This window comes from Rhizobium sp. BK196, from assembly GCF_014193255.1.
Lineage (GTDB): Bacteria > Pseudomonadota > Alphaproteobacteria > Rhizobiales > Rhizobiaceae > Rhizobium.
The window spans coordinates 34,093-46,002 of the sequence record NZ_JACHZB010000006.1; the positions used below are offsets into that span (position 1 = coordinate 34,093).

Genomic DNA, 11,910 nt, shown 5'->3' on the forward strand with positions numbered 1-11,910 from the left:
GAGTTTCAGAAGGCGGCTAGAGTTGCCGCCTTTTTAGTATCTACCAAAATCTTAAGAATTTATCAATGTTAACAAAACCTTAATTGAAAAATACTGCGTTTCATGTCGGAACATATCGTCGCATCGCCCGTTACAGCCGCGAGCCTCGTCGAAGCAATCGCTCTCCAACGAAGCGGATTCTCCTGAGGTAAAGCGTAAAGGGGATATGTCATGGCCACAAATGTCGTGCGTAGCTGGCAACGGGAACATCTCATGGAACAGCGAGTCCTGATTGTCGAAGACGAGCCGCTGATCGCGCTTGATCTCGAAATGACGATCGAGGATATGGGCGTGCATGTCGCGGGTCTCGCAGCAGATCGGGAAGCGGCCCTCAGGCTCGCTCCGCTTGCCGATATAGCATTGGTCGACGTCAATCTCTCCGATGGCGCAACCGGCCCGGAGATCGGCCGAAAGCTCGCGGAGGAGCACGGTATTTCCGTCGTCTTCATGACCGCCAATCCGGAAGTGGTCGCAGATGGTGTCCGCGGTGCGCTCGGCGTCGTGCAAAAACCTGTCATGCCAAGGGTGGTCGAACAGCTCCTCAGATATGTCGCCGCCCGCCGCGCCGGCATCCTGGCGGTTGGGCCGCCGCAGATGATGGTGTTCGTATCATAGAGTGAGGCCGCTGCCTGCAATCCAGCCGAGTTCGGGACTCCGAGCGTGGCATAGGATCGATGTAAATCACCAGAATTCTATTTAGAACGCAAAGAGCACCGGCGAGGTCCGTCGCTACATCACGTTTATACCCGCACACATTCTCACGCGTTGCCCATGTCCTACGACGCTTTTGAAGGCTATGAATCGCGATATGACTGAGCTAGAGAGTACCGCCAACAAAACCGTGGCGCGATTTTGCCGTCTGCGATTTCGTCGGAGTAGTGGATCGGAATGACTTACATTGACATTTCCAGGGTCGTGATAGCGCAGGATGCGGTGATGCGCCTCGCAATCGAAGTGATAGACAGCAATGGTCTGAAGATCGCTGTCGTTGTCACCGATGAGGGAAAACTAACTGGAATAATTACCGACGGAGATATCCGACGGGCGCTGCTTTCAGGTCATGGATTGGATACGCCAGTTCAAGAATTTATGAGACACAATCCTCGTTCGGCAATGCTAGGTACTGAAAAGAGCATTTTGCTTGGCCGCCTCCGCCACGAGCAAATTCTTCACCTTCCTATCGTCGACGAGACTGGCATACTGCGGGATTTGGCGTATCTCCCCGCGTTTGAACAGCTTTCGTACCAAGAAAACCAGGTGATAATAATGGCGGGAGGGCTGGGGACTCGACTTCGGCCGCTAACCGAAAATGTTCCCAAACCGTTGATATCGGTCGGCGGCAGGCCACTTATCGATATTATTGTTGATAATCTGGTGGCACAAGGCCTTACAGATATTACGCTCTGTGTGAATTATCTGGGGCATATGCTTGAGGATCATCTCGGTGACGGCTCCAAGTTTGGAGCGCGGTTCACTTTCGTGCGCGAAAAGGAGCGGATGGGAACCGCGGGAGCGTTGTCTCTTCTGCCGCAGGCTCCGACAAAGTCCTTTTTCGTGATGAACGGTGACATACTCACGACGGTTGATTTTCAGGCTATGCTTGACTTTCATAGAACATCGTCTGCGGTGGCGACCATGGCGGTCAACAATCACAGCTATGAAGTGCCATTTGGTGTGGTTGAAGTTTCCGGTCGTCATCTGACCAAGTTGACGGAAAAACCCAAATGCAATTTTCTGGTCAATGCTGGGATCTACCTGCTTGAGCCCCAAGTTGTGGAGTATGTCCCGGACAGACAGTTTTTCGATATGACAAACCTCTTTGAATATCTGATCGAGCGTCAGTTGCCGGCCGCTGTTTTTCCAGTCCGAGAGCCCTGGCTCGATGTTGGGCGCCATGAGGATTTGATTAGGGCGAATGACAGTTTCGGGGATGGTGATCCGAGCAAACAAGCGCCGAAATGGCCGTGATCTTAAAGCAGGAATTTTTGATGCCCATCGAAGCTCACAAAAGCGGCAAGAACAGCGAACTCGCGTTTATCGCGACCGGAAGAGAGAATTCTATCTTCTCTGAAGATATGAGGCGTTTTGAAGGGCAATTGCGGGATAAGCTCAAAGGCAAACGAGTACTTGCTATCGGAGCTGCCGGATCAATCGGTTCCGCTACAATATCGGTCATTTCGGGCTTCGAGCCAATTGCTCTTCACGTGATCGATCAGAATGAGAACGAGTTGGCGGAGTTGGTTCGGACACTCCGCTCCAGCCCAGGAGGCTTTGCCGTTCCAGATTTTCGGACCTTGCCGCTGGATTTTGGCTCGCCAGCGATGAGACTTCTGATTCATGACCAGTCGCCGTACGACTTCGTTTTGAATTTTGCGGCAATTAAGCACGTGAGGTCGGAGAAGGATTCCTTTTCAATGCTGCAGATGTTTGACACGAACTTGCTCAAACAGGCTCGCCTGTTACGGTGGTTGAGTGAAGTGCAGTTCAAAGGCAGATATTTCTCCGTTTCTACTGACAAGGCAGCCAATCCGAGCTCCTTCATGGGCGCGAGCAAACGCCTCATGGAGCACGTGATGTTCAGCGGCGAGGCCGTAAAGGATCTTGACGCAGAAATCGTCTCCGCGCGCTTTGCTAATGTTGCGTTCTCAAACGGTTCGCTTCTTCAAAGCTTCCAGCGTCGTATTGAACAGGAGCAGCCACTGGCTGCGCCGATCAATACTCGGCGCTATTTTGTTTCAATGGAGGAGGCTGGTCATCTCTGCACATTGGCGGCCGTGTGCGCTCCCGACCAACATATTGTCGTTCCGAAGCTTGATCCCGATGAACATCTCGTTTTGCTTGAAGACGTCGCCAAATCTTTCCTTGAGCATTTGAAGCTGACGCCAGTAATTTTCAGCGATGAAACCAAGGCGGTGCAGGCGGCGAGGTTGCTTCGTGGCTCCGGTTCCTGGCCACTTCTGCTGACGCGGCTCGATACCGCCGGTGAGAAGGCCTACGAGGAATTCGTTGCAAACGGTGAAAGCGCCGTTGATGGCGGATTTGAGGGACTTTCCATCATCAAGTACAAAGGTGCCGCGAGCGGATCGATTGGAAGATTGATCAGTAGCCTCGAGGGTCTTTTCGCCGCAGCCAATACGCCGACTTCGCCACAGCAGATCGACAAGGATCAGTTGAAGGAGCTTGTGGCTGCAATCGAACCGTCCTTCCTGCAGACTCACAAGGCAAGTGAAAAAACTCTGGATTCACGGGTTTAGAATAGATGATACCGCTCGCAGTACCGAATCTCGCCGGTCGTGAGGCCGAATATCTGCAGGAATGCATAACGTCGACATTCGTCTCTACCGTGGGACCGTTTGTCACCCGCTTCGAAGAGATGGTTGCTGCGGCGTCAGGCGCTCGATACGCAGTCGCGACATCGGCGGGTACGACCGCGCTTCACGCTGCGTTGCTGTCCGTCGGCGTGGAACGCGACGACCTCGTAATTGCTCCAGCGTTCACCTTCATCGCTTCGATTGCTGCAATTGCCCATTGCGGAGCGCTTCCCTGGCTTTTTGATGTCTCTTCGGAAAGCTGGACGATCGACGTGAGGATGTTGGCGGACAAACTGGAGAAAGAAACCGACCGCCGTGCGGACGGTGCTTTGATCCATATGAACACTGGGCGAAGAGTTTCAGCAATACTGCCGGTCTTCACGCTCGGCATCCCTGCCCAGATGGATGAGATAAATGCGCTGGCGAAGACCTATGGTCTGCCGGTTGTCGTTGATGCCGCCGCCGGGCTTGGTGCCGACTACAAGGGCCGTTCTTCAGGAAACCTGGGCGCAGATTTCACGATGTTTTCGTTCAATGGGAACAAGACTGTGACCGCCGGTGGTGGTGGAGCCATCGTTACGGATGATCCGGAAAAAGCGAGCCTCTTTCGTCACCTAACGACCACCGCTAGGGTCGGGGCCGATTACGATCACGACATGGTGGGCTACAACTATCGAATGACGAACCTGCAGGCGGCGGTTGGTTGTGCCCAGATGGAAAATCTGGGCCGATTTGTGGAGGTCAAGCGGAATATAGCACGGAAATATTGGGAGGCCTTCTCGGATCTTGCTGGAATCGCGCCTTTTCCGGATCCGGAATATGCGCGAAGCGGGCATTGGTTTTCCGGGATCGTCGTGAGCAACAGAGACCTAGGGCAGTTGGCCGATATCCGCGTTCGTTTGCGAGAAGCCGGCATAGACGCCCGCCCCTTCTGGAAACCAGCCCATCTTCAGGCGCCTTATGTAGGAGCGCCGAGGACGGAAATGACGGTCTGCGACAACCTCTGGCAACGGATCATGACTCTGCCATGCTCAACCGGTCTGACGGTAGCTGATCAGGACTTCGTCGTCGATAAGGTCAGACGACAGTTCGCCAACAACTGACGAAGTTGCAAATTTTTTCGGATTTACTGCTGCTTGCGGTCCTCATAGAAGGCGTTTCCTCCGCGGCCTATGATCAGTAGTGCAAGCACGAATATCGCGTTTGTCGGATGAAATATGCTACCCCACGTCATCATAAGCCAAATAAGTAGCGACAGCATCGATACCCCCCAGACGTCGTTTTTTTTGGCATGAGTGTAACAGCGCTCGCCGAGGAAATAGAAAAATCCCAGGGCCGGTAGACCATATGTAGCGAGCAGACGCGTCGGTAGGGACACAGAGTCAGATCTTACTTGATTTGCGTTTAGAAGTTTTTCCGTTGCGCTCTGAGCCAAGCTACTTCCGTATCCCATAAGGTAGTCGCTTTGCCAAAAGATCTGGAGATGTTGAAGCCACAACCAGGGCCGGTACGCTTGTCGGTAGATCGCATCCAGTGAAAGCCCGCTCTGATTGCGCAGGAGTAACCGGGATATGAGGGCGGTATCTTGTAGATGATAAAGGACGAACGGGGATAGACCGACGATGAGGATAAGTCCCAATGTCATAGCGAACGCCACTGTGACACGAAGCCTCGCATTATTAGGAAGTAGCGTCAAAACAACTGTGGTGGCACTGAAAAGCACGAGACCAATCAGTGCTGAACGCACGAAAGACAAGATAGTGAAATAAGCTGCGGCAAGAATGGTTGTGATGTTGAGCCATCGAAAACGGAGATGCTTCAGAGCAATCAGAAAAACGAAAAGGGAGATGATGCCGGAAGTCGCGATGTTGGGGACCATCGAAACGCGCCATGGCCCGTAAGCGGGTGCAGTTTGGCCAGGCAAAATGCCCCAGGCATTGATGTTAATTCCTTCCCGGTCTTGCGGTGGTAACACAACGTCGCCAGAATCTGCAGCGTTAACGCCCAGCGGATCCCCCTGGTACTCGTGCATCAACCAACTGTACTTTTCGAACGGCGGCTGCAGAACAAAGGTCAAGCTGCCAAGCCCGTAAAATACCAGGATGATCGCGAATAGCCATCTAACATTGATGCGCACCTCCGAGCGGCTCGCCCATGCGCTGACCCAAGCGATCAAGACAATTGGGGGAACTACACCTATATCCCCTTTTAAGCCGAACCAGATAGACGCCGTTACACCCATTGCGGCGATAGGCCTCGCACAACCAAATATGAGGTTTTCTACCGTCTGTCTGAGTCTCGGTAATGGTGCTGCAACTGCTGGCAGTGTAAGCAGCCAATAAAGCGGTTCTCCTCGCGAGACGATCCTTTCCTGCCCCATGTAGATTGTGAGTAGCAGCGAATAAGCCAGGAACAGAAGGATGTCGCCGCCGTTCTTGTACCATACCCAGACCGATTGGAGCTTAGGGTGCATCAAGATATCCGTGAGGGCGTTCGGTTTTCTGATAGCGGTATCTTTTACTAGCCTGTCGTCCATATCTCATCGCTGATGCAGCAATTGTGTCTCTTACGCCGATTGGCCGCGGTGCGCTTCTAATTCTCACCAAGGCCACCCCGAGCCCGAGAAACTGGCGCGCTTTATGACGGCGGCAACCCCTCGACGCTCATGCAATCGGTAGGGTGTAATCTCCCGAAACAGGCTCGCTGCGCAAATCGATCGTCGCCCCCCAACGTTCGTTGGAAAGGTGGGCAGCGATAAGTAATTTCATGGCAAGCAGCCCGTGCTCCCCTGTCGGGTAGTCTGCGCGCGCAAGAAGAGCTTCGAGAACGGAGCGAGTAGGCGCGACAGCATCGGCCGGAGTAATTGTTATAGAGTCGGAATCGTAAGGCATGCCATAGCGTGTTGTTGGTTCATTTCTGTATTCCTCTTTACGAACGACGTAGGACAGAGTGCCGGCCAATTCATCAACTGAGATGCGCCCATAGCGGCAATTATAAGTCACGTTCATGCCGTGCCCCTGATCGTGGGAGCAGTCCATATAGAAGCGTTTCCCAGAGGGTGTTTCCAGACGGATGCTTCCGGAGGCATCCCTAAACTGGGGGCCACGCGGATTGGAGAGTTCCTCCTTCGAAAACCAAGCCGACACTTTAACCGGATCTTCGCCGCACAGATAACGGAACATTTCAAAATAATGCGTGCCATTCATCGCCATGCCAAAGTTTCCGGCACTTACGATAACGCTCCCGAGGCCGCCAAAAGCCTCAGACTCGATCATGGACTTCGGGAGCGTGTATTGTTCCATGAAGCGCATCTGATGATTGATAGCCAGTTTCACGCCTGCGGAATTACAGGCGGAGATCATCGTTTCACAATCACGCAAGTTGGTCGCCATAGGCTTCTCACACAGGATCATTTTGGCGCCATTTCGCGCCGCCCTGACCACAAGATCGCAATGCCCGGGAGCCGTTGTTGCAATGATCAGAAATTCCGGTCGAATCTGATCAATGAGTTCAATCCCCGATATGAAGCGGCGCTCTTCCGGGATCCCATACCTATTTCCGGCGGCATCGCAAGCTTCGCGATTTAAATCGCTTATCGCCACGATCGGAAGTTGGCATTGTTCCAAGACGCTCGCATGGCGCATTCCCATTCGTCCAAGGCCAATGAGGGCTGTAATCATTGTTTTTTTCAGTCCGCTTGTGTGTATGCGATCTTTACTTCACTGGATACATACCGAAATCGAGAACTAGGCGAAAGACTTAGCGTGTTTCCGGCCATCCGAAATGATGGACGGCAACGAAGGCAGCGACTGCGAAATCAAGTGGCGTATCGATATCGAAACTGCATTCATCAGCCATAAGCCAGAACCCTGTCCGGTCAGTGAGGGCGGGCCTTTCATCAACGATGGGTTGCCGACGCCAAGCATAGATGGATCCGTTGAGCGCATAACAATTGGGCAGATCTTGTCGACGTCCATATTGCATCCCGGGCTTTGACAGCTCGATGCGGCCATCTACAGTTTCCTCAACAAGAGTGTAATAAGGCGAAGCCTTTGCGCGCGCCACGGACACAACGTTGAGAAGGTCGGCATTCGCTTCTAGCTTTTGGGCGGCCCCAGGAATATCCGCAGGAGTCCTTAATGGAGAGGTCGGCTGAAGATCGAAGAACATCTCGATCTCCCGCCCGGCTTCCATTTCTGCTATGCGAAGAGCATGACTGAGAACGGGGGGCTTCGCGACAAAGTCGGTGGCAAGCTCGTCCGGCCTTTTGACGAGCAGATTTGCGCCGGCCTCCCGACCGATATCAAGATAACGATCGCTGTCGCTGGAGATCGCGACAATATCAAAAATTCCTGATTGAACAGCCTGTTCAACTGTGTGCGCAAGAAGCGGCCGACCGGCAAAAGGTTTGATGTTTTTGTGTGGCAACCCCTTGGACCCAGACCGAGCCGCCACGACACACATTTTCATTTCAATGAACCTCAGGTTGACTTGTGCCGCTCTCATAGCAGAAACGGAATAGCGTTGTCCCGTGTTGATTTGTCTGACGGAAATTGACAAGGATGACGCGTTCCATTCGGGCGAGGCGCCTATTCCAGATCGCCCGGAGAGCCCCGGACAATTACGAAGGTATTCATGTGAACATTAAATTATGCCGTATCGCCCTCGTCGGCGCAGGAAGCATGATCGCCGAGCATGCAAAGGCTTTTGCGTCCCTGCCAAGTGTCGAGCTCGTCGGTATCAGCAACAGGACAAGGGCCAAGGCTCAGGCGATCGCGAACCATTGGAACATTCCGATTGTGAGTGATGACCTTGATGAAATGCTTTCCAAGGCCCGGCCTGATTTGGTGGTGATGGCAGTATATGAGCCGGCCATTTTTGAAGTTGCAACTCGAATATTGGCCCATCCCGTTGACATCTTCATGGAGAAGCCGATCGGCTTGAATCTTGAAGAAGCGCGTGCGCTTCACAGGCAGGTAAAATCTTCGGGCCGGCGTGCATGGGTTGGTCTCAATCGGCGCACACTTGGTTCCACACGAACCGCGCTCGCAGATCTGTCTGTAAATCTCGGCCCTCGCTTTATCTATGTTCAGGACCAGCAGAGTCTCGAAACCGCGCGGGCGATCGGCCACAATTTGGCGGTGGTCGACAACTGGATGTATGCCAACTCGATCCATCTCGTTGATTACTTAATGACTTTCGGCCGCGGCGGCGTGACTGACGTAAAGATATTGCAACCGTGGAAGGCCGGCGAGCCGGGGGTTGTGCTTGCGCATGTCAGTTTCGCCTCGGGAGATCGCGGTATCTATCAGGCTGTATGGAATGGTCCAGGACCTTGGGCCTGCACGGTTTCCGCGCCGCATAGGCGATGGGAGATGCGGCCTCTCGAGAAGGCGATATTTCAAAACGCAGGCGAGCGCAGCCTGAACGAGATTCAGACTACAGAAGAGGATCTGCAATTTAAGCCAGGTTTTCGTGTGCAAGCTGAAAAGGTGGTGGGTGCCTGGCGCGGGGAAAATACGGGAGCAGCAACGATCGACGACGCCTTGGCGACGACTGAACTCGTTGCCAAGATCTACGACCTCAGTGACGAGGTGACACGGTGACCAAACCCCGGATATGTGTGACGACCGGTACAAGGGCTGATTACGGTCTCTTGTATTGGCTCATGCGTGATCTGGACGACGATCCGGATTTCGAATTGCAGATTGCGGTGTCCGCCATGCATTTGTCGCCGGCATTCGGAGAGACAGTTCGCTTCATTCGAGCCGACGGTTTCAAGATCGATGCTGAAATACCCTGCCTTGACGATGATGACAGCGACGCCGGCATGGCACGCGCCTTCGGTCGCGCTGTCGACGGCTTTCGCCGGGCATTCGAACAGCTCGAACCCGATTTTCTGGTCATATTGGGGGACCGATTTGAAGCGCTTGCGGCTGCGACTGCTGCAACCTTTCTTCATATCCCTATTGGCCATATTCACGGCGGCGAAGTAACGCTAGGTGCCATGGACGATACCTTCCGGCATGCGATTACAAAAATGGCGCATGTCCATTTCACGGCAGCCGGACAGTACGCTGAGCGAGTGATCCGGATGGGTGAGGCGCCGGAACGAGTATTCAACATCGGCGCAATCGGCCTCGATAATTTCCGGCGGCTTTCCATCCCCGATAGATTGGCATTGATGCGAGAACTCGAAATCGAGCCGGAACGTGATTATGTGCTGATGACCTACCATCCGGCGACGATGGATTCTGCGTCGCCTGTCGCTGCCCTGGAGCATGTCCTTGAAGCCCTGCAGTTCTTTCCGGATCTGGCCGTGATCATTACGAAAGCCAACTCCGATCCAGGAGGCCGGAAAATTAATGCGAGGCTTGAGACATTTCATTCCCAACACCCGGATCGGGTCAGGTTGGTTGCATCACTGGGCCAAGTACGCTACCTCGCGGCGATGAAACATGCGAGCGTAGTCCTCGGTAATTCATCAAGTGGCCTCATTGAGGCTCCCGCAGTGGACGTCCCAACTGTCAACGTAGGCCCACGGCAACTGGGCCGGCTGAAAGCGATGTCCGTCATCGACACGGTCGAGGAAACCGGGGCAATCGTAAGGGCTATGACCGAAGCAATGTCGCCCTCTTTTCGCGATGCCATTAAAGAGAGCGCCCCTCCTTATGGCAGGCCGGGTGACGCTACGGGTTTAGTATTGTCAGCTCTTCGGAAAATCGATTTTGCCCGGCTGCTACAAAAGCCGTTCTATGACCTCCCCGACCAGGCCCGGAAGGAGTAGTTTTTGATTGTTCATATGATCCGTCAACGTCTATGAAGCTTCCATTGCCAATATTCTGGAAGAAGAAAAAGCCTTCGCTGCTCGTTGTGGGGGGAGGCGGACATGGTCGAGTTGTCCTTGAAGCAGCCTTAATGAGCAATCTCTTTGCTCGGGTGGTGGCCGTCGATCCCAAGGAACATAAAAGCTGGTCGCTACAGATTGCGCGCTGCGTTGAGGACGAGAAGGAAGTTGTGCGCGATAATGAAACGTGGGTATTTGTTCCGGCGGTAGGCAACGCTGTCCTACGCCAGAAATTGTTCAATGCCTATCTGGCAAAGGGATTTGCGCCCGCTTCGATCATCCATCCGGCCTCCACGATCAGTGCTTCAGCGCGGTTGGGTCGAGGGGTCGTGGTGCTCGCAGGTGTTGTTGGTGTTCAGGCAACGATTGGTGATGGCGTCATCGTTAACAACGGAGCAATCGTCGAACATGACTGTGTCGTGGGCGATTTCTCGCATCTCGCACCGGGCGCCGTACTGGCTGGAGGTTCATCCTTGGGCAGCGGTTGCTTTCTCGGAGCAAATAGCTCTGTCCGGCACGCGACGGCTATCGTAGGCAATGTAACTGTCGGACACGGAGCGGTGGTTACGCGCGATATTGCTGCTCCGGGTGTTTACGTGGGTAATCCAGCAAAGCTTATGTCGGATTCGAAAAAAGTCTTGGAGTAAAAGCAGTGACGGTGGAGAATCGTTGTTTCATTATCGCTGAGATCGGCGTCAACCATAACGGCGATCTGGATCTCGCCCGCAAACTTATCGACGTGGCGGTGGAGGCGGGCGCAGATGCTGCCAAGATTCAAACGTTCAAAGCTGAGGATTTGATTGTCGCAGGTACCAAGACCGTCGAATACCAACGCCGGAACGGTGCCGAGGATGATCAGTTCAGACTCCTTAAATCTCTTGAACTGTCTCACGATCAGCATCTCCAGCTTGTCGAATACTGTGCCCTGAAGGGTATCGAGTTCATGTCGACCGGCTTTGATATTGCGTCGCTTCAGTTCCTCGTCGAGCTGGGAATTAGGCGGATAAAAATTCCATCCGGCGAAATCACAAACACCCCGCTTGTAGAGGTTGCTGCCCGGACTTGCCTTCCGATCATCATATCGACTGGAATGGCTACTCTTGACGAGGTGCGAGACTGCATTCGGGCTGTGAGGGATGTGTGGCAAGCGCTAGGGCACGACGGCGATCTGTGCGTTTTGCATTGTACGACAGCCTATCCGACGGCGTTGTCGGACGTAAACCTGGCGGCCATGCATACAATGCAGAAGGCGCTCGATGAAAAGGTAGGTTATTCCGATCATACCGCTGGGATTCTTGTGCCGCCTCTTGCTGTGGCGGCAGGCGCGCGCGTCCTAGAGAAGCACATTACACTAGATCGCGAAATGCAAGGCCCCGACCATGCGGCATCGATTGAGCCTGGGGAGCTCAAGCGAATGGTGTCTGAAATCCGTCTGATTGAGACCGTTTTGGGTGATGGCATCAAAGCTCCGAAGCCCGTTGAACTGGCTACTCGCGCGCTTGTGCGCAAGGGGCTGAAATTTGCGGCGGAGTTTCCAAAGGGTCATGTTGTCTCGGCGGCCGATTTCGTCTCGCTTCGTCCGGAAACCGGTTTGCCACCGGCTCGCTTGAAGTCTCTCGTCGGCAGAACACTCGTCAAGGCGGTCACCATTTACGATGCTGTGGAAGAAGACCACTTCGAATTTTAACCGAACTTACCTTCTTGCGCGAGCAA

General features: G+C 53.7%; 11 protein-coding genes. 8 read left to right on the plus strand and 3 right to left on the minus strand.

Annotated features, from left to right (window positions below):
- Positions 1-210: 210 nt before the first annotated feature.
- The 4 genes from FHT78_RS19640 to FHT78_RS19655 all read left to right on the plus strand — a co-directional run bounded on the left by FHT78_RS19640 (position 211) and on the right by FHT78_RS19655 (position 4,453).
- Entirely contained in the window at positions 211-654 is a 444-nt protein-coding gene (locus FHT78_RS19640; RefSeq protein ID WP_183747690.1) for a response regulator, read from the plus strand.
- A gap of 273 nt (positions 655-927) precedes the next feature.
- The gene (locus FHT78_RS19645) at positions 928-2,007 is read left to right on the plus strand and encodes a nucleotidyltransferase family protein (RefSeq protein ID WP_183747693.1); all 1,080 of its coding nucleotides are present in this window, start codon (positions 928-930) and stop codon (positions 2,005-2,007) included.
- Positions 2,008-2,027: 20 nt separating this feature from the next.
- Entirely contained in the window at positions 2,028-3,293 is a 1,266-nt protein-coding gene (locus FHT78_RS19650) for a polysaccharide biosynthesis protein (RefSeq protein ID WP_183747696.1), read from the plus strand.
- 5 nt (positions 3,294-3,298) lie between these two features.
- Positions 3,299-4,453 (plus strand): aminotransferase class I/II-fold pyridoxal phosphate-dependent enzyme, encoded by a 1,155-nt coding sequence (locus FHT78_RS19655; RefSeq protein ID WP_183747699.1) that lies wholly within the window; start codon positions 3,299-3,301, stop codon positions 4,451-4,453.
- Positions 4,454-4,476: 23 nt separating this feature from the next.
- Here the strand turns inward: FHT78_RS19655 and FHT78_RS19660 are convergent, their stop codons facing one another.
- The 3 genes from FHT78_RS19660 to FHT78_RS19670 all read right to left on the minus strand — a co-directional run bounded on the left by FHT78_RS19660 (position 4,477) and on the right by FHT78_RS19670 (position 7,910).
- Entirely contained in the window at positions 4,477-5,886 is a 1,410-nt protein-coding gene (locus FHT78_RS19660) for a hypothetical protein (protein WP_183747702.1), read from the minus strand.
- A 127-nt stretch (positions 5,887-6,013) separates the two neighbouring features.
- A complete protein-coding gene (locus tag FHT78_RS19665; RefSeq protein WP_183747704.1) occupies positions 6,014-7,030 on the minus strand; it encodes a Gfo/Idh/MocA family oxidoreductase in 1,017 nt (338 codons plus the stop codon).
- Between the two features lie 79 nt (positions 7,031-7,109).
- Positions 7,110-7,910: an acylneuraminate cytidylyltransferase family protein gene (locus tag FHT78_RS19670; RefSeq protein WP_183747707.1), complete on the minus strand. Its 801-nt coding sequence runs from the start codon at positions 7,908-7,910 to the stop codon at positions 7,110-7,112.
- 2 nt (positions 7,911-7,912) lie between these two features.
- Between FHT78_RS19670 and FHT78_RS19675 the strand changes: the two genes are divergently transcribed.
- The 4 genes from FHT78_RS19675 to FHT78_RS19690 are packed head-to-tail and all read left to right on the plus strand — an operon-like array spanning position 7,913 to position 11,884.
- Entirely contained in the window at positions 7,913-8,956 is a 1,044-nt protein-coding gene (locus FHT78_RS19675) for a Gfo/Idh/MocA family oxidoreductase (protein WP_183747710.1), read from the plus strand.
- Between the two features lie 17 nt (positions 8,957-8,973).
- Complete coding sequence (gene neuC / locus FHT78_RS19680; protein ID WP_348644756.1) at positions 8,974-10,137, plus strand: UDP-N-acetylglucosamine 2-epimerase; 1,164 nt, start codon at positions 8,974-8,976, stop codon at positions 10,135-10,137.
- 32 nt (positions 10,138-10,169) lie between these two features.
- Positions 10,170-10,844, plus strand: a complete 675-nt coding sequence (locus tag FHT78_RS19685) for a NeuD/PglB/VioB family sugar acetyltransferase (RefSeq protein ID WP_183747727.1) — start codon at positions 10,170-10,172, stop codon at positions 10,842-10,844.
- Between the two features lie 5 nt (positions 10,845-10,849).
- A complete protein-coding gene (locus tag FHT78_RS19690; RefSeq protein ID WP_183747730.1) occupies positions 10,850-11,884 on the plus strand; it encodes an N-acetylneuraminate synthase family protein in 1,035 nt (344 codons plus the stop codon).
- Positions 11,885-11,910: the final 26 nt, after the last annotated feature.